This window comes from Vreelandella halophila (assembly GCF_009856365.1).
In the GTDB taxonomy this organism is placed as follows: Bacteria; Pseudomonadota; Gammaproteobacteria; order Pseudomonadales; family Oleiphilaceae; genus Halospina; species Halospina utahensis_B.
Window position 1 is genome coordinate 440111 of sequence record NZ_WMEX01000002.1, and the last position, 18741, is coordinate 458851.

Annotated in this window: 15 protein-coding genes; 4 read left to right on the plus strand and 11 right to left on the minus strand. The window is 63.8% G+C overall.

All coding sequences use genetic code 11. From position 1 onward, the window contains the following. The first annotated feature begins 6 nt into the window (after positions 1 to 6). Entirely contained in the window at positions 7 to 996 is a 990-nt protein-coding gene (locus GLW01_RS05340) for an efflux RND transporter periplasmic adaptor subunit (protein ID WP_160898396.1), read from the plus strand. Further along, positions 996 to 4184, plus strand: a complete 3189-nt coding sequence (locus tag GLW01_RS05345; protein WP_160898397.1) for an efflux RND transporter permease subunit — start codon at positions 996 to 998, stop codon at positions 4182 to 4184. Before GLW01_RS05340 ends, GLW01_RS05345 begins: the two co-directional genes overlap by 1 nt. Here GLW01_RS05345 and GLW01_RS05350 read toward each other — a convergent pair. The 3 genes from GLW01_RS05350 to GLW01_RS05360 are packed head-to-tail and all read right to left on the minus strand — an operon-like array spanning position 4159 to position 7136. Beyond that, entirely contained in the window at positions 4159 to 5079 is a 921-nt protein-coding gene (locus GLW01_RS05350) for an alpha/beta fold hydrolase (RefSeq protein ID WP_160898398.1), read from the minus strand. The genes GLW01_RS05345 and GLW01_RS05350 overlap by 26 nt on opposite strands. Further along, complete coding sequence (locus tag GLW01_RS05355) at positions 5076 to 5945, minus strand: EamA family transporter (RefSeq protein WP_160898399.1); 870 nt, start codon at positions 5943 to 5945, stop codon at positions 5076 to 5078. Before GLW01_RS05355 ends, GLW01_RS05350 begins: the two co-directional genes overlap by 4 nt. A 9-nt stretch (positions 5946 to 5954) precedes the next feature. Continuing rightward, on the minus strand, positions 5955 to 7136 hold the full coding sequence (locus GLW01_RS05360; protein WP_160898400.1) for an NAD(P)/FAD-dependent oxidoreductase: 1182 nt from the start codon (positions 7134 to 7136) through the stop codon (positions 5955 to 5957). An 82-nt stretch (positions 7137 to 7218) separates the two neighbouring features. Here GLW01_RS05360 and GLW01_RS05365 point away from each other — a divergent pair, with 82 nt between their 5' ends. Continuing rightward, complete coding sequence (locus GLW01_RS05365; protein WP_095616398.1) at positions 7219 to 7860, plus strand: TetR family transcriptional regulator; 642 nt, start codon at positions 7219 to 7221, stop codon at positions 7858 to 7860. Between the two features lie 5 nt (positions 7861 to 7865). Here GLW01_RS05365 and GLW01_RS05370 read toward each other — a convergent pair whose 3' ends face one another. The 8 genes from GLW01_RS05370 to speA form a co-directional block, all read right to left on the minus strand. Beyond that, positions 7866 to 9725 carry a sensor domain-containing diguanylate cyclase gene (locus GLW01_RS05370; RefSeq protein ID WP_160898401.1) on the minus strand — a complete coding sequence of 620 codons (1860 nt, stop codon included), beginning with the start codon at positions 9723 to 9725 and terminating at the stop codon, positions 7866 to 7868. 61 nt (positions 9726 to 9786) lie between these two features. Further along, positions 9787 to 10662, minus strand: a complete 876-nt coding sequence (locus GLW01_RS05375) for a LysR family transcriptional regulator (protein ID WP_151440683.1) — start codon at positions 10660 to 10662, stop codon at positions 9787 to 9789. A gap of 213 nt (positions 10663 to 10875) precedes the next feature. Beyond that, the gene (locus GLW01_RS05380; protein ID WP_160898402.1) at positions 10876 to 11781 is read right to left on the minus strand and encodes a phospholipase A; all 906 of its coding nucleotides are present in this window, start codon (positions 11779 to 11781) and stop codon (positions 10876 to 10878) included. Between the two features lie 78 nt (positions 11782 to 11859). Further along, positions 11860 to 13635: an acyl-CoA dehydrogenase C-terminal domain-containing protein gene (locus GLW01_RS05385; protein WP_160898403.1), complete on the minus strand. Its 1776-nt coding sequence runs from the start codon at positions 13633 to 13635 to the stop codon at positions 11860 to 11862. Positions 13636 to 13715: 80 nt separating this feature from the next. Continuing rightward, positions 13716 to 14459: an SDR family NAD(P)-dependent oxidoreductase gene (locus GLW01_RS05390; protein ID WP_202405576.1), complete on the minus strand. Its 744-nt coding sequence runs from the start codon at positions 14457 to 14459 to the stop codon at positions 13716 to 13718. Positions 14460 to 14470: 11 nt separating this feature from the next. After that, a complete protein-coding gene (locus GLW01_RS05395; RefSeq protein WP_151440679.1) occupies positions 14471 to 15112 on the minus strand; it encodes a ChrR family anti-sigma-E factor in 642 nt (213 codons plus the stop codon). After that, the gene (locus GLW01_RS05400) at positions 15109 to 15705 is read right to left on the minus strand and encodes a sigma-70 family RNA polymerase sigma factor (RefSeq protein ID WP_202405577.1); all 597 of its coding nucleotides are present in this window, start codon (positions 15703 to 15705) and stop codon (positions 15109 to 15111) included. Before GLW01_RS05400 ends, GLW01_RS05395 begins: the two co-directional genes overlap by 4 nt. Before the next feature lie 117 nt (positions 15706 to 15822). Beyond that, a complete protein-coding gene (speA, locus tag GLW01_RS05405) occupies positions 15823 to 17712 on the minus strand; it encodes a biosynthetic arginine decarboxylase (RefSeq protein WP_151440677.1) in 1890 nt (629 codons plus the stop codon). Between the two features lie 120 nt (positions 17713 to 17832). Between speA and speE the strand changes: the two genes are divergently transcribed. Beyond that, the gene (gene speE / locus GLW01_RS05410; protein ID WP_151440676.1) at positions 17833 to 18720 is read left to right on the plus strand and encodes a polyamine aminopropyltransferase; all 888 of its coding nucleotides are present in this window, start codon (positions 17833 to 17835) and stop codon (positions 18718 to 18720) included. Positions 18721 to 18741 lie beyond the last annotated feature (21 nt).

Consider the following 18741-nt stretch of genomic DNA (forward strand, 5'->3'; position numbering starts at 1 on the left):
GCAGGCATGCGCCGAGCCCTCATGATGGTTCTCTGCTTCTGCCTTTCGGGCGCAGTCCAGGCCGCCTCAGCACAGTGGGTGGATGTGAAGCGGGAAACGCTGACAGAAACCCTCCGCCTTGATGGCATGATCGAGGCTGTGCGGGAAAGCACAGTATCCGCCCAGACAGCGGGAGCCGTTGTCGAGCTGCCCTACGACGTCGACGACGCCGTTCCGGAGGGCGAGCTGATTGTCCGGCTTGAGGACAGTGATGAACAGGCTCGTGTGGAGCAGGCCCGGGCCAGCCTGGACGAGGCCCGCGCCGACCTGACGGATGCCCGCCAGAACCTGGGGCGCGTGGAGCAGCTGCACGAACGCGATGTCGCCTCACAGCAGGAACTGGATCAGGCGCGGAATCGCTTTGATGCAGCCAGAGCCCGTGTCTCACGCGCCGAAGGCGCACTTTCCGAAGCACGGGAGCAGCTCAGTTACACCCGTGTACACGCCCCTTACAGTGGCATCGTGACCGAGCGCATGGTCGAGGTGGGGGAATCCGTCTCGCCAGGGCAGCCGCTGATGCGGGGTCTGTCGCTGGAGCAGCTGCGGGTGGTGGTCTCTCTTCCCCAGCAGTACGCGGAGCGCGTGCGCTCTGAGCGTGAGGCAGTGGTTACCCTCAATGGCGGGGCACAGCTCGAAACCGATGGGATGACGTTCTATCCCTATGCGGATCAGCGTAGCCACAGCTTCCGGCTGAGGCTTGAGCTTGCCGACCCCGAAGCCCGTCTCTTCCCCGGTATGCTGGTGCGTGTGGGCATCCCGACCGATACGCGCGAGGCACTCTGGGTGCCCGAGTCCAGCATCTATCGGCGTGGTGAACTGCGTGCCGTGTTCGTGCGCGGCCCGGATGACGAGCCCCGTCTGCGCCAGGTGCGTCTCGGGAGCCGACGGGATGGGCTGGTGGAAGTGCTCTCCGGTGTCAGTGAGGGTGAATCCGTGCGTCGTGAGGCCCTGTACTGATGGCACCGAATGGCAGGTTGGGCCCATCCGGACAGATCGCGCGTGTCTTCCAGAACAGTCGCCTCACCCCTCTGCTTGCACTGATCGGGCTGCTGCTCGGTATTGTTGCCGTCATCGTGACGCCCAAGGAGGAAGAACCCCAGATCGACGTCACCATGGTGGACGTCATGGTGCCGTTTCCCGGGGCCAGTGCCCGTGAGGTGGAGAGCCTGATCGCCACCCCGGGCGAACAGATCCTGGACGAGATCCGGGGCGTTGAGGACATCTATTCGGTCTCGCGCCAGGGCCAGGCGGTCATTACGGTCCAGTTCGAGGTGGGGCTGCCGCGTCGGGAAGCCCTGGTGCGCATCCACAACAAGGTCCAGTCCAACCGCGACTGGTTCCCCGAGGGCCTGGGAGCGGGCGAACCCGTGGTCAAGCCACGGGGCATTGATGACGTTCCAGTCATGACCCTGACTCTCTATGACCCGCAGAGGCGCCAGAGTGGCGAAGACCTGACCCGTCTTGCCCATACCCTGGAGACGGAACTCAAGCGGGTGCCCGGTACACGGGATATCTACACGGTCGGTGGTGTGCCGGATCGCATCGATGTGCGGGTTGAGCCCGCCAGCCTGGCCGGTTATGGCCTGGGCATCAGTGATCTCCAGCAGGCGGTCCGGGCCGCCAATGCCACCGGCCAGGAAACCAGGGTTACGCGTGCGGGGCTGTCCATCCCGGTTCAGCCGGGGGAGCCACTCCAGCAGGTCGAGGAGCTCAGGTCGCTCGTTGTGGCGCACAGCAATGGGGCTGCCGTTCACCTTTCGGATGTGGCGTCGGTCAGCCGTGGCGGCACGGTACCGGATGCGTCGGTGCAGCTGGGCTTTGGCCCTGCGGGTGAGGGCCAACCCGGTCAGCGCTATCCGGCAGTGACGGTGGCCGTTGCCAAGAAAGCCGGCGAGAACGCCATTGATGTAACCGCCGCTGTTTCAGACCGGCTCGAACAGCTGCGGGGGCGGGTGATTCCCGATGATGTTGAGGTGCTCACCACCCGCAACTATGGGCAGACCGCCAGTGACAAGGCACGCAAGCTCATCTCGGACCTGATCATGGCCACCCTGTCCGTCATGCTTCTGGTTCTGGCGTTCATGGGGTGGCGCCAGGCCATGGTGGTCGGTCTTTCGGTGCTTCTGACCCTGCTCCTGACGCTGGTGTTTTCCTGGGCATGGGGCTTCACCCTGAACCGGGTATCCCTGTTCGCGCTCATCTTCGCCATCGGGATCCTGGTGGATGACGCCATTGTGATCGTCGAGAACGTCAACCGGCGCATCCATAACTCCGATGCCCCTGCCATCCGGGTGATCCCTGCTGCGGTGGATGAGGTTGGGACCCCAACCATCATGGCGAGCCTCACCATCATGGCCGCCCTTCTGCCAATGGCATTTGTGACGGGGCTTATGGGCCCCTATATGAGCCCTATTCCCATCAATGCCTCGGCCGGGATGGTGCTTTCACAGCTCGTGGCGTTCATCCTTACTCCCTGGCTGGCACTGCGGCTGGTGCGTCCCCGGGACCGGGCGAAAGAGGCGGAGGGTGCTGAAGCGGAGGAAGTTAACCCCCGCCTCTACCGTCTCTTCAGCCGGGTTCTGACGCCCTTCATGGGCAATCACAGCTGGCGGCGCCATGGGCTGGCATCCGGGGTCATCGCGCTGACGCTGGGCGCTGCCGCCCTGCCGGTGTTCATGCTGGTGATCCTCAAGATGCTCCCCTTTGATGACAAGTCGGAGCTCCAGGTGGTGGTGGATATGCCTGAGGACACCCCCATGGAAACCACCCAGAAAGTCCTGACGGAGATGGGTGGTTATCTGGAGAGTCACGAGGCTGTTACCAACTGGCAGGCCTATGCTGGTACGGCGTCACCCATCAACTTCAATGGGCTGGTGCGCCAGTACTATCTGCGCCAGGAACCCTGGCAGGGCGATCTCCAGATCAACCTGAAGGACGAGCGGGAAAAGGCTTCCCACGATATTGCCCAGGCGATGCGTGAGCCCCTCACAGAGATTGGTGAACGTTATGGGGCTGCCGTGAAGGTGGTGGAGGTGCCGCCGGGGCCTCCGGTGCTGTCGCCGCTGGTTGCTGAGGTCTACGGCCCCAGTCCGGAGGTGCGTGCCCGGGAGGCGGCGTCACTGGCACGGCGCATGGAAGGTGTCGAGGGGCTGGTGGATATCGACACCACGGTGGAGGCCCCTGTGGAGCGCTGGCGTGTGGTGGTTGACCGCCAGCGGGCGGCCACGCTGGGCGTTTCCCAGGCCCAGGTGGTGGAGCTGCTCTCGACCACACTGGGCAAGCGCAATCTTGAATACTTCCACGATCCGAACGCCAAGTACGCTGTTCCGATACGGGTGATCCTGGATGAAGGCGACAGGGCTCAGAAAGCGGCGCTGCTGTCCCTCAAGGTCCGGAGCCGTTCAGGCGATAGGGTGCCGCTGGCGCAGGTGGCCTCAATCGAGCCCAGCAGCTGGCCCGGGGCGATCCATCACAAGAACCTGATGCCGGTTACCTACGTCACTGCCGACATGGCCGGCGACGTGGACTCCCCGCTGTACGGCATGTTCCGTATGGCCGAGGACCTGGAAGACCTGCCCCAGTACTACATCCAGCAGCCGGAATGGCCGGGTGAGGCTGCCATCAAATGGGACGGGGAGTGGCAGATCACCTATGAGACCTTCCGGGACATGGGGATCGCCTATGCCGTTGGGATCATCGCCATTTTCCTGCTTCTGGTGGCGCAGTTCGGCTCCTACGGGCTGCCGCTGATCGTGATGATGCCCATCCCACTGACGCTCATCGGGATCATGCCGGGCCATGCGCTGTTGGGTAAGGAATTCACCGCGACCAGCATGATCGGCATGATCGCGCTGGCCGGCATCATCGTGCGCAACTCCATCCTGTTGGTGGTGTTCATCCGGGATCTGCTGCGCGAGGGGACACCGCTGGAAGAGGCGGTTGTGACGGCCAGCGCCGTGCGCATCAAGCCCATAGCGCTGACCGCCGTCTCCGCCATGCTGGGGGCCTTCTTCATCCTGACGGACCCGATCTTCAACGGTCTGGCGATCTCACTGATCTTCGGGCTGGCCATGTCCACCCTGCTGACGGTGATCGTGGTGCCGCTGGCCTACTATCTGTTCATCGGTGAGCGGGAGGTGCGCTGAGCGCCTCCTGGATACGCTGGAACAGATCCCCCTGGAAGGGCCGGCTCAGGGGATAGAAGTGGCCGGAGTGGGGGAGCATGGTGAGTTCGGCATCAGGGAGTGTGGCGGCCAGGTGCCGGGCGTAGGCCGGGGGCAGGAGCTGATCCTCGGCGCCCTGGTGGACCAGTGTTGGTGTCCGGATGGCCCCGAGCCGGAATCCCCAGTCGCCCATCTCCGTGAGCAGGTCCGTGGCAATGGCGTGGGCGCCTGAGTTGAGGCAGGCCAGCTGGCTGGCGCGGAAGCGCCGGATCTGGCCAGGATCTCCCAGGATGGCGTGGTCCGCGTCGCTGAACAGGCTGCGTGCCCGGGCCATGTAGAAATCAGGCCGCCGCTGGGCAATGGCGGTGATCAGCGCGACGGTCGCCCGGAACAGGGCGGGACTGATATCCGCAATGACAGGCCCGGGCCAGAGCGTGCGCAGCAACAGTCGCCGGGCACCGGCCATTTCCCGGAAATGGGTATAGCTGGAGAGCAGTATCGCGAGCCGTATCCGCCCGGGCAGTTCATGGGCGGCAGCCAGGGTGCGGGATCCGCCACTGGACCAGCCCATGTGGATGCAGCGATCGATCCCCAGGTGATCCAGGAACAGGGCCAGGTCCCGGGGGTAGTCGAGCAGCGTCCGGTCCTGCTGGTAACTGGAGCCACGGATGCCGGGCCTGTCCAGCGCCAGTATCCGGAAACCGGCTATCCGTGCCTGTTCATGGAAGAACAGAGCCTCCAGCGCTGAGCCGGGCATGCCGTGCGCGTAGACCACGGGTATGCCGTCTTCCGCGCCCGTTTCCAGGCCCACCAGTTGCCGGTTATCCGGTGTCCGCAGGGTATGGACCTGTGTAGGTTCCTCTATGTCGATGCTCATGCCGCAGCGTCCTTCAGGTCAGGGCGGAAGTACTGGTTGACCCAGAGCGAAATCCCGATCAGTCCCCCGCCGAGAGCCAGCGCGAGCAGGTCCGCATCCCGGTTCCAGATCAGCAGGTTCACCAGCAGTCCCGCGGGCACCAGGGCATTGTTCATGACTGCCAGGGTGCCCGCATCCACTTTCCGTGCCCCCTGGTTCCAGAAGAACAGGCCGGCCCCGGAGGCGGCGAAGCCCAGCCAGCCCAGAACCAGCCACTGCCAGGGCGTGGCGGGCAGCATGGTGCGGTCGCCGAATATGAGGAAGGACGGCAGCGCCACCAGTATGGCGCCCAGGAAGAAGTAGCCGAACAGCCGCCAGGCGGGCGCCGTCAGCGAATAGCGCTCATAGAGGCGCCGGTACCCGACCTGGCCGGCGGCAAAGGCGAGATTGGCGCCCTGCAGCATGACAAAGCCGGTGATGTAGGACTCACTGAGCCCATCGTAGCGGATGATCGCCGCCCCCAGCGTGGCCAGTGCGGCAGCCATAAGGGCCACCGGGGCAAACCGGCGGTGGAGGGCGTCATCCATAAGCGTGATGTAGATGGGCGTGAAGACCGTGAACAGCAACACCTCCGGCACCGTCAGGAAGGCGAATGAGCGGTACAGCAGCAGGTAGGTGATGCCGAACTGGCTGGCGCCGACCAGCATCATCCCCAGCCGGAAGCCGCCTGGAACGCCGCGCCAGCGCAGAAGCGGCAGGAACACCAACGCGCCGCACAGCACACGGGTCAGCACGGCGAAGTCGTTGTCCACGTTCCCGGCGAGATAGACGCCGATCAGGCTGAAGGAAAAGGCCCAGAGGATGGTGACGAGAACAAGGATGATCATACGCTGCTCCTAGACCGCCTGGCCGGCGGCGACGCCGGAGGCCCAGGCCCACTGGAAATTATGCCCGCCGAGGTGGCCGGTGACGTCCACCACCTCGCCGATGAAGAAAAGCCCGGGCTGGTCGTGGACTTCCATGGTTTTTGAGGACAGCGAGCGCGTATCCACGCCGCCCAGGGTAACCTCGGCGGTCCGGTAACCCTCGGTGCCCGCCGGCGTCAACTGCCAGCCATTGAGGGTCTGTGCCGCCTGCGTCAGGTCTGCCCTGCTGAAATGCTGGAGCGGTTCCCGCCAGCCCTGGAGTTCCGAGAAGGCCTGGGCAAAGCGCTTCGGAAGTTCCTCGCCGAGGGCCCGTGCAGCGCTGCGGTTCGGGTGCTTCTGGCGCTGTTCCGTCAGCCACTGGCTCGCATCCTGATCCGGCAGCAGGTCGATCCCCAGGGCATCACCGGGTTCCCAGAAGCTGGAGATCTGCAGCATGGCGGGGCCGCTCAGCCCTTTATGGGTCACCAGCATGGGTTCCCGGAATCGTTCGCCGTTGCACGAGACCGCCACCGGGCAGCTGATGCCCGCCAGTGGCGCCAGCTGCTCCCGGAGCTCCGGCGCCAGCGTAAAGGGCACCAGGCCGGCCCGGGTGGGTATGATATCGAGCCCGAACTGGCGGGCCAGCTCATAGCCGAAACCAGTGGCCCCCATGGTGGGGATGGAAAGGCCGCCGCAGGCAACCACCAGGGCTTCCGCGTGGAATTCGCCAGCGCTGGTCGCCAGTGTATAGCCGCTATCGGAGGTGGCGACCGTTGCCACCGTCGTGCGCGTCATGACATCGACGCCAGCCCACTCGGCCTCGGTCATCAGAAGATCCACGATCTCGCGGCTTGAGTCCTGGCAGAACAGCTGCCCCGCCGCTTTTTCCTCGTGCTCGATGCCATGGCGTTCCACCAGCTCAAGGAAGTGTTCGGGGGTGTAGCGCTTGAGGGCGGAAATACAGAACCCCGGGTTGTCCGAGAGAAAGTTCGCCGGGGTGCTGTTGAGGTTGGTAAAATTGCAGCGCCCCCCACCGGACATCAGGATCTTGCGCCCGGGGCGGCGTGCGTGCTCGATCACCAGCACACGCCGGCCACGGTAGCCGGCAGTCGCGGCGCACATGAGCCCGGCGGCGCCGGCGCCGATGATGATGACGTCATAGGTGGTGGGCATGATGGGGGTGGCCTGTCCGAATGTGCTGCTGAGCGCGTATTCTAAGGCCCGTGAACCCGAGTGAACCAGTGGAAAGAGGCCGATGATCGGACCTGGCACCCAGTCCATCCCGGAAGGGAAGATGAAACTGCTCCAGGCATCGCTGCGCCTGGTGACCAGCAGTCGCAGCATCAGTTCGCTGGGTATCCGGGAGCTGGCCCGTGAAGCCGGCCTCAATCCCAACACCTTTTACCGTCACTTCTCGGATCTGGATGATTTCGGCCTGTTCGTGCTCGAATGCATCGCCTCCGAGGTCAAGCGTCAGGTCCGGCGTCTGCGCACAGCGGCGGCGACCTCGGACCAGGCAGCCCACGATTCGGTCTATTTCGTGTACGAGTACTTCCGCGTTAACCCGGCGGTGGTCATGGTCGCGGTGCGGGAACTTCACGGGCCCTCACTGGTGCTCAGGCAGGCCCTGGCGCGGCAGCTGGAGGAGGCCGCCAGCGAGATGGCCGATGACGTGACCGAGCGGGAGCTGGTCCCCCAGGTGGACCGGACCACGGTGCTGGACATTGCCCGGACCGTGGTCCGGTTCATGCTGTTCCGCGGTATGGATTACATTGAGTACCCGGAGCAGCAGAAAGCCATCCAGAAGGAGACGGAGCGCTTCCTGCGCCGCCAGTTCATGGGGGCCATGGCCGAGATCCTTTCCCCGGGTCTGGATGCCAGGCTGGCAGGCTCCTAGAGCACTCAGGCCGGCTGCCCGTCGCCGTCGACAGTGACCCGGTTGCGTCCGGAATGCTTGGCGGCATATAGGGCCTGGTCCGCGTCCTCAAACAGGCGCTGCGTGATCTCAACCGTCTCGGGAATCCGGCCGCTGATGCCGATGCTTACCGTCAGGTGGATGGTCTCCCGGGAGACCTGGAAAGGCGTTTCGGCCACCCGCCGGCGGATCCGCTCGGCCACGCAGCGGGCCCCTTCAGCCGTGGTATCCGGGAGCACCACCACGAACTCCTCGCCACCATAGCGGGCGACAATGTCCTCGGGGCGTGTCACCAGGTTGGCAATGCATTCCGCCACCATCCGCAGGCAGTCGTCACCCACCAGGTGCCCGTAACGGTCGTTGAAGGCCTTGAAGTGGTCAATGTCCAGGACCATTACGGACAGCGGCTGGCGGTAACGGAATGCTTCCACGCAATAGTTCGGAAAAACCTCTTCGAAGTAGCCGCGGTTGCGCAGGCCGGTGAGGGCGTCCGTTGTGCTGAATTCCAGCAGCTTGGCATTGGCGGCTTCCAGGGCCTCGGTACGCTCGTGCACCCGATGCTCCAGGCGTGTATTGGCCTCTTCCTGGACCCGCAGTGTCTCCGCCTGCGCCATTCGGGCATTGCGCTCTTCCCTCAGGGCCTGTTGCTGAGCCTCCAGCGCCGCTTTTTTCTCCTTGTTGAGGCGATCCGCAATGGCGAATGAGAGCACAATGACTCCGAGGCCCGAGCCCACCTGGACCGCGTTCTGGGTGAACACGGTGTTGGGCAGCAGGGCGAATTTGCTCAGGGCCAGGATGATGCCGCCGGCAAGCATCGCGAACCAGGCAACCGTATAGTAACGCGCTGCCTGTACTCCTTTGAGGAGACGGACAATCCCCACAAGAAGCATCAGGCAGCAGGCCACGAAGGCCACGCCGATGCTCGGCAGTACAATGGTGCTGAAGGGCACGAAGAGGGCCACCAGGATGATGAGCAGGGCGGCAGCGATCAGGTTTGAGGTAGCCCGCAGCAGGAAGGGATGGTTGTCGCTGTTGATGGACAGGAAGCGGATGGTGAACAGGGCACCGAAGACCACCACGCTCATCAGGAAGATCATCATCAGCTGGTTGTTCCACCAGGTCGCGCCGGGCCAGAGGAACTGGTAGGCGAGGCCGCCAAGCGTGGCGAGGAACAGTGGCATGGCGGAGATGTAACCGATGTAGTAGAGGAAGGCCCGTTCGCGCACCGCGATGTAGACGAAGATGTGATAGAAGATCATGGCCACGGCAATGCCGAAATAGATGCCCTGGAACAGCAGGTCGGACTGTTCATAGACCAGAAACGCTTCCGATTCCCAGAGGGTCAGCGGCACCTGCATGGAGCTGCCCGTCTCCACGCGCATGAGCACCGTCAGTGTTTCCCCGGGTGCGAGTTGCAGCGGAATCACGAAATTACGGTGTTCCAGCGGGCGCTGCCCGAAAGGCAGCTGATTGCCCATGGTCTGTGTCTGGACCGTCTCGCCACCACTGAGTACATGCAGGTCAATGTGGTGCAGTGCGGGGTAACCGATTTCCAGATAGGGACTGAGCGGGGCGTCCGTGGGGTTGTGGATCCGGGTCCGGAACCAGTAGGGCTCATCCACATAGCCGTGGCTGATGGACGGCGGCTCTTCCGGGGTCCAGGCTTCACGCGGCAGGCTGCGGACGTCACCGAGGCTGGCGTCGCCACTGGTGTCGACCCACGACTGGGTATGGCCCTCAAGTGGGAGGTTCCGTTCGTTCCCGGACCACTGGGCAGTCTCTGCGGACGCGGGGCTTGCCAGCAGCAGGAGTCCGTAGAGTAGCAACCGAATCAGTATGCGGCTCATTATCAGCATCCCTTTTCCGCTCAGTGTAGTGGCGGCCCCGGGATGCCGTGTTGCTCTCTGGTTACCGACCGTAACCCACGAAGTCCGCCAGGTAATCAATGCCGGCGTCGGCCTGGCGGTACACCAGATACAGTGTCTTGTGGACCCCTTCCTCACCCAGGCGCCGGGTAGCGATGGGGTGGCTGTCGCGATAGCGTTCAGCCAGCCAGTCCGGCAGGGTACAGACCCCCCGGTTGGCCGCCACCAGCTGGAGCATGATCTCCATGGCTTCCACTTCCTGCTGGTGAAGCGGTTCCAGCCCGGCCGGTGAGAGGAAGTGAGTGAACACATCCAGCCGTTCCCGGGCCACCGGGAAGTGGATCAGTCGTGTCTGGCTGAGGCGCTCCGGCGTGACGGCACCGCCGCCGGCAAGGGCGTGTTCCTGCGCGGCCACGAGCATGAGCTCGTAGTCAAAGACCGGTGTGTGGCAGAGGTCACTGCTGAACACGGGATCGCTGGTGATGAGGATATCGATCCGGTGCTGGGTCAGGGCTTCGAGGCCGTTGAAGCGGAACTTCTGGATCACGTCCAGATCCACGTCCGGCCAGCGCCGCAGGTAGGGCTGGACAACCGTCAGCAGCCATTCGTAGCAGGGATGGCATTCCATGCCGATCCGCAGGCGGCCGCGCCGCCCTTCACCGAAGGCGCGCAGGGTCGCATCCGCCTCCTGCAGACGCGGCAGCAGCTGCTGGCCCAGTTCCAGCAGGTAGCTGCCGGCCTGCGTCAGCTGCAGGCGCCGGCCCTGCTTGGACCACAGCCGGGCCCCGCTCTGCTCCTCCAGCTTATGCATGGAATGGGAGAGGGCCGACTGGGTCAGGCAGAGGTGACTGGCGGCTTCGCCAAGGGTGCCCTTTTCGTGCAGGGCCATGAGGATTTCAAGATGGTGCCGCTGAATCATGAGCAGAACTCACGGATCGAATAGAAATAATCATTTTCCATCATCGATTGCCGTGAGTAAAGTGTAACCAGCATCAAGGCGCGGGTTCAGGGAAGAGCGGGTTTGCCCGTGCATTGTGATGCAGCCGGTTACCGGTCAGGCTCCTCGGCTGGCCGGCAGCCCCTTCCATGGGCAGGCGTCCGCCTGCCCATTCCTTTCCGATTCCGCTGTTGCTCAGAGCCAGTCGTTCAGGGAGACGCCCAGCCCGATGCGGTGGGTGCGTTCGTTGTAGTCGATGAGGGACTCACCGTAGCCGTTGTAGTACTGGATGTGGGCCTTGATGGACTCGCTTACCGGGAAGGACCAGTTGATCTCGACGGAGGTCCGGTTGTTTTCATCCCTCAGATTATTCATCAGCGAGATGCCGAGTGCGTGGGTTCCCGTGGGGTTGTAGACCGCGTTGAGCTCGCCATATCCGAGATACCGCTCAATGTCCGGGTTATCGTCTTCTGCCCTTGAGGGCTTGAGCCGGTACCAGGGCTCCAGGGCGATCGTCCAGTTGTCGGTTCTGTAGACCATGCCCGCCTTCACGCGGTTCCAGCTGCGCGAAAAAGGCTCTTCACGGCCATTCGATTCATGATTGAGACCGATGATGAGCGTTTCGAGTTCGCCCGGGCCAATCTCCCACCCCAGGTTATGGGTCATGAAGATTTCGGGTTCGAAGTTGATCTCGCGGAACGGCGAGGATTCCTCGGTGTTGTACAGCTGCCAGAACGCCAGCTGGGTGTAGCCGAACCACAGCCGGTTGGGGCCTTCAAACACACCGGTCAGCAGGGGCAGGCGGAAGCTGAGCTGGAACTTGACCTCCTCCTTTTCCACCTGCTCGCCATGGGGTTGCGGCGTATAGGTGGGGGTGGTGGGTATCTGGTTGGGCGATCCCGTCCGCGTGGCCGGCAGCAGGTAGTTACGCCGGTGCGGCTGGAGGATGCTTGACTCGCCGAGCATGCGCTCCCGGGGGTGCGGTTCGGAGGTTGCCTCCGCTTCGCTGTCGGTGTCCTCATGAGGGTGTGCCGGGCTGGGGACCGTGTAGAGCCCGATCAGGAAGGTCATCAGCAGTGTCAGGTGGTGTAGTCGCTTCATAGTCGGAGTTTACGCCAGGCATGGGTCGCACACAAAAACGCCGGGCACTGGGCCCGGCGTCGGGTGCGGCGTGATGGCTTACAGGGCCCACTGGTCGTCATCGAGGGCCATAAGACTCTCCTTGCCGTCCACGATGTCCGCGAGCAGGGCATCCTTCTCCGGAAGAAGCTTGTCGAAGAAGAAACGCGCTGAGACCTGTTTGGCCTCATTGAAGGCCTGGTTGCCCTCGCCACTGGCGATAGCCTGCCGGGCAGCCTCAGCCATGCGCACCCACATGAAGGCGATGACGGTAAGCCCCGTGAGTCGCAGGAAGGGCGTGGCCGCGGCACCAGCCTGCTCCGGGTCCTGCCGTGCGTTGGTGTTCAGCCAGTTGACGGCTTCCTCGAGGGTTGCCAGTGCGGCTTTCAGCTGGTCCCGGTGAGCGCAGTCGGGATGCTGTTTCAGGTAGTCGGTCATGTCTGCGAACAGGCTCTGCACCAGGCGGCCCTTGTGCAGGCTGAGCTTGCGTCCGACCAGGTCCATGGCCTGGATGCCATTGGTGCCTTCATAGATGCGCGCGATGCGACCGTCGCGCACGTACTGCTCAATGGGCCAGTCCTGGGTGAAGCCGGAACCGCCGAGGACCTGCAGGCCGGTGTTGGCGTTGGCGTAGCCCTCGTCCGTAAGGAAGGCTTTTACCACAGGGGTCATGATCTGGACGATGTCGTCCGCCGTCTGGCGGGTCTCCGCGTCCGGGTGGGCCTTGGAAAGGTCCAGCTGATGCCCGGCGTACAGGGCCATGGCGCGCATGCCTTCGTTAAGCACTTTCTGGCGCATCAGCATGCGGCGCACGTCCGGGTGGACAATGACCGGGTCTGCAGGGCCCTCCGGGTTTTTCGGGCCGGCCAGGGAGCGGCTCTGCAGGCGCTCCTTCGCGAACCCGAGGCTCACCTGGTAGGCGGATTCGGCCAGGCCAAGCCCCTGCATGCCTACCATCAGCCGGGCTTCGTTCATCATGGTGAACATCTGGCGCATGCCGTCATGGGGTTCACCCACCAGCCAGCCCCTGGCTTCGTCCATGTTCATGACACAGGTGGCAGAGCCCTTGATCCCCATCTTGTGCTCCAGACCACCACAGAAGATGCTGTTGCGCTCACCGGTTTCGGGGATGACCTTGGGCACCACGAACAGAGAGATGCCCTTGGTGCCCTTGGGCGCGTCTGGCAGCTTGGCCAGCACCAGGTGCACGATGTTGTCTGTCAGGTCGTGCTCACCGCCGGTGATCCAGATCTTGGTGCCGCTGACCCGATAGCTGCCGTCGGCATCCGGTTGGGCCTTGGTGCGGATCAGGCCCAGGTCGGTGCCGCACTGGGGTTCGGTCAGGCACATGGTGCCGGTCCATTCGCCGGAGATCAGTTTCTCCAGGTAGGTGTCCTTCAGTTCCCGGGAGCCGTGCTCGTGCAGGGTGCTGATGGCGCCGTGGGTCAGCCCCGGGTACATGCCCAGCGACAGGTTGGTGGCGCACACCATCTCATCGATAATGAACTTGAGGATGTGCGGCAGGCCCTGGCCGCCGTACTCGACTGGCGCGTCCAGCGAGGTCCAGCCGCCTTCGGAGAACTGGCGGTAGGCCTCCTGGAAACCAGAAGGCGTTGTGACGCTGGCATCGTCCGGATTGAACTGGCAGCCCTCACGGTCACCCGGCACATTGGTGGGTTCCATGATGTCCCGCATGAAACGCCCGCCTTCCTCAAGGATGGCGTTGATCAGATCCGGAGTGGCCTCGGCGTAGGGCTCAAGTTCGCACAGGCGATCGGCGCCGAGTACGTTGTAAAGGAGGAAGCGGTAATCGGTAACCGGTGCATCGTAGGCCATGAAACGCCTCGCTATGGTGAGGTGAATGGAGATTCAGGATGTACCAGTGATTACGGATGAGGCGGGCTGCTGGTTCAGGGTTACCAGGGAAGTTCCGAGCCATCCCAGCTCAGGAAGCGACCGCTGTCCTCGGGACCCAGCCCGTCCAAAACCGTCCACAGGTTGGCGGCGGTATCAGCGGGACTGTGCACCTTGAGGTGAGCCAGGGACTGTGGGAAGGGGGCGGTCAGGGCCGTTTCGGTGGTGCCGGGGTGCAGGGCCACCACGGTTGCGGGCCGCAGCCGGCGCTGTGTTTCGATAGCGAGATTGCGCACCGCCATATTGAGGGCGGCCTTGCTGCAGCGGTAGCCGTACCAGCCGCCATAGCTGTTATCGCCAATGGAGCCGACTTTGGCGGAAACCGCGGCGATCAGCTTGGCATCGCGGTGGCGCAGCCATGGGAGCAGCGCCTGTACGGTGTTGAGGAATCCCAGCGTATTGACCCGGTAGCTGTGCAGCATGGCCTCCGGGTCCACGTCCTCCAGCCGTTTTTCCGGAAACAGCCCTTCGCCATGGAGCACACCAACGGCATAGAGAATGCGGGTAACCCGGGCATCCCCGGGTAAATGGTCAGAAAGGGCAGCATCCAGGGTGCCCCTCTCGGCCACATCCGCATCCACCAGGCTGAGCCGCCCGGGAAAGGCCTCCGCCAGGGTGCAGGCCTCGTGGTTCCGGGAAGCGTTACGGCTCAGTCCAACCACATGGGTTTCGGGATTGCGCTGCAGCTCATGGGCCGCCAGCGCCAGGCCGATGCCACCACTGATTCCGGCAACCAGGGTATCCATCAGCCCCGGGGCTAGCGGATGAAGGGGTTGAGCAGCCGCGTCAGCCGGCCGGTGAGCTTCACGGGGGCGTCCATCACCGAGAGGGTGATGCAGTCCTCACCGTGCAGTGCCACCGGCTGGTGGTCGTGGTGCTGATCAAGGATCACGAAGTCCCCCTTGCTGAATACACCATTGGCATCGGCAAAGGCACCGGTCAGCACCAGTGTGGCCTCGGAGCCGTGGTGACTGTGGGAAGGGGCCCGTCCACCCGCGCACAGCTTCTGCAGGGTGACGCGCTCATCCCCGGGGAACCGGTCGCTCAGGTCATAGACGCTGACATCCGCCAGCTGGCGCTTCCAGGGCAGCTCCTGAAGGTCACTGCCAAGCAGCCGTTCGAGCGGGGAATCATGGGCGGGCTTTTCCGTCTCCGCCTCACGGGGCGCCGGTTCGCTGTCAATCTGCGCGACAATATTGTCGAAAAGATCGTCTGAGACCCGGCTGGCCTGTTGGCTGTGGTCGAGCATGATCGCGCCCAGACTGTTCAGCATGTCCAGCTGGCCGCGGCAATGGGAGCACCGGTCGAGATGCATACGCATGCACAGGGCCATGGGCTCGGAGAGCGTGCCCGCACTGTACTCCATCAGAAGGACTTCATCGGGATGATGGGTACTCATAGATCCTGATCCTGAAGAATCACTTTCAGTTTGCCCAGTGCCAGACGGACGCGGCTCTTGACGGTACCGAGTGGAATGTCGAGATCCTCAGCCACGGCCTGGTGCGACTTGTGTTCGAGATAGACCTGTTTGAGCACGGTCAGCTGTTCCTGTGGCAGGTGTTCGAAGGAGTCCCGGATACGCCGTTCGGCAATGATACGGTGAAGGGAGGGCACTGGATCCTTCTCATCGTCACCGGGGATCTGCCAAAGGTCTTCCGTTTCGATGGCCATCTCGGCGCTGCCGCGCTGGATCTTGCGCAGCATATCGATGCGCTGGTTACGGGCAATGGTGAAGATCCAGGTGGAGGCAGCCGCCTTGCGCCAGTCATAGGTGGAGGCGCGTCGCCAGATGGAGATCATGACCTCCTGGACGAGCTCTTCCGCCTGATGGGCGATGCCATTGGAAATGGCATAGTACTTGATCTGGGGACCGAAATGCTCGAACAGCTCGTGGAAGGCCGCCCTGTCCTGATGACTGGCGACCCGCTCCAGAAGCTGGCTCCAGTGGTCCTTGCTGCGCTCGGCGCGCGAACTGTCCGGGGCTGTGGTCACGTTGCGACTCTTGGTTGCTGCCGTCTGGCTGCTTCTTATGAGTTCCATTGTAGGTGCCCGTTGCCATGTTGGGAAATCCAAACCTGGACAGAATTACGCGGGCGGTACGGGTACGGATCAGTGGTCGGTGAGGTAAGTGTAGCTCCCCAGCCCCTGGCGGATCTGTTCCAGAAGCCGCAGACGCTCCTCGTCCGCCAGTCCGGCGGTCTCGATCCGGGATTCCAGCTGGCGGAACAGGTTCTCCGGGTCATGGTTGACCTGGCGCAGCACACTGGCCAGCGTCTCACCCTGGGCCAGGTGGGTGACCTGGGCGTTGCCCGCGGCATCCAGGCTGACATCAGCGGCGTCCGTGTCGCCGAACAGGTTGTGCATGTCCCCCAGGATCTCCTGGTAGGCGCCCGTCATGAAGAAGGCGAGCTGATCCACGTCCGTGGCATCGGGCAGGGGCAGGGTGGTCTCAATCCCGTCGCCATCCACGTAGTGGTCGATGCGGCCATCGGAGTCGCAGGTCATGTCCCTCAGCACCGCCCGTCGCGTGGTCGGCTGGTCCAGTCCCTGCAGCGGCAGGATGGGGAATATCTGGTCAATGCCCCAGATGTCCGGCAGTGACTGGAAGATCGAAAGATTCATGAACAGCCGTTCCGCGCACTGTTCGTTAAGCTCATCAAGCAGGTCGCGGTGCACGCGGTTGCCGGGGTTGAGGCGGGTGCGCAGCCGCATGGCCACCTGGCGCTGGAGCTGTTCCGCCTGGGCGCGCTGCTGCAGAGAGAGCAGTCCATGGGCGAATTCGGTCTGAACGTCCGCCATGGCCTGCGCCGCATCATGATGGATCTCGACGGCCGAGCGTTCGGGCCCGTCGCCGCTGAGCGCCTGATAATCCGCCCAGAGGCTGCGCAGTGGCGCCGGGGCGGTTTCGGGGACCGCTTCCGGGATGGCCGCCTCGGGCGCTTCCCGGTCAATGATGTTGGTCACCAGTACCGCGTGATGGGCGGTCATGGCGCGGCCGGATTCGGTGATCAGGTGCGGGTGGGGCAGGTTGTTATGGGTGCAGGACTCGTGGAAGGTCTGCACCACCTGGCGGGCGTATTCCTCCATGCTGTAGTTCATGGAGCAGGCACTGCGCGAACGGGTGCCCTCGTAGTCCACGCCCAGGCCGCCGCCCACGTCCACGGTATTCAGGGGCGCGCCCGCTTCGTGCAGGGTATGGTGAAAGCGTGCCGCCTCGCGCAGGCCGGTCTGGATGTCCCGGATGTTGGCGATCTGGGACCCCAGGTGGAAATGCAGCAGCTGCAGGCGATCCAGGGCATCGGCCTCACGCAGCTGCTCCACCACCGTCAGGACCTGCTGCGCGGAGAGCCCGAACTTGGACTTCTCGCCGCCGGTGTTCTGCCAGTTGCCCTCGCCAATGGTGGCCAGCCGCGCGCGAACCCCGATGAGAGGGCGGACACCCAGCCGGCGGGATTCGTCCAGGATCAGCGGCAGCTCCGAGGCTTTCTCCACCACGATGAAGACACGGTGGCCGAGGCGCTGCCCCATCAGGGCGAGGCGGATGGTCTCGCGGTCCTTGTAGCCGTTGCAGATGATGCGGGCATTGGGTGGGGCCAGAGCCAGCACCGCGAAGAGTTCCGGCTTGCTGCCGGCCTCCAGACCGATCTGGCCCTCTCCCGCGGCCGGTTCGCTGCGCAGGATCTCTTCCACCACGCGGCGCTGCTGGTTGACCTTGATGGGGTAGACAGCGGTGTAGCCTCCCTCGTAGCCAAGGTTCCGGATGGGCTCATTGAAAGCACGGCACAGACGGTTCACACGGTGGCGGAGAATGTCGCTGAAGCGGATCAGCACTGGCAGGCGGGCGCCCTCGCGCTGCACCTGTGCCACGACCTCGGCGAGCGACACCCCTGGGCTCCGGGTATCGGGGTTGATGCGCAGCTCACCTCCGGTGCCGACCGTGACGTAGCCCTCGCTCCAGCGATCGATGTTCCAGGTGCGGCCAGGGGTATCACTGTGCATGCGGGCTCCGGGCAGATGGCTTTCCGGGGATTGTAAGGCCGCGGGCGTTTATGGAACAGGCTTCTGTCCGTTGCCGGCGGGTCGTACAATGATCCCTTTACCCAGGCGCAGGAGAGAGCCATGAGCGGACTCGACGATAACTGGTTCACCGAGATCTACCCGGAGGAGTCCATTGCCTTCTCGCTCCGTATCAAGGGGAGGGTGCACGCGGAGCAGTCGCCCTACCAGAGCATCAGCATCTACGAGACCGAGACATTCGGGTATCTGATGGCGATTGATGGCTGCGTCATGCTCTCCACCCGGGACAACTTCCTTTACCACGAGATGATGGCCCATCCGGTGCTGTTCACTCACCGCAATCCCAGGCGGGTCGCCATCATTGGCGGTGGTGACTGCGGCACGCTGCGCGAGGTGCTGCGCCATGACGGTGTGGAAGAGGTCTGGCAGGCGGAAATCGATCAGCGTGTGACAGAGCTTTCCGAGCAGTGGTTCCCGGAGCTGTGCGAGGCGAATGAGGATCCGCGCGCGAATTTCTTCTTCGGCGACGGCATCAAGTGGATCCAGGACACGGATCCGGGCTATTTCGATGTCATCATCATCGACAGCACGGACCCGGTGGGCCCGGCGGAAGGGCTGTTCACGAAGGATTTCTACCGCGACTGCTACATGGCGCTGGGGGAGAACGGCCTGATGGTGCAGCAGACCGAGTCGCCGCTGATGGAGCGGCCGAAATCGATCATCCGCAAGGCGCATGAGGACATGAAAGCTGCGGGCTACCATCACAGCAAGACGCTGGTGTTCCCGCAGCCCGTCTACCCCACGGGCTGGTGGAGCTGCACCATTGCGGGCAAGGTGACGCCGCTCGAACACTTCCGGGAGGCGGATGCCGGGGCGCGCCCCTTCCCGACCCGCTACTACAGCGCGGACGTGCACCGGGGAGCCCTGGCGACACCGCCCTTCCTGCAGGATATCATCGGCGAGGATCATCCCGTCGGCGGCGAAGGGTGAAGCCTCGACTGGAACCGGACG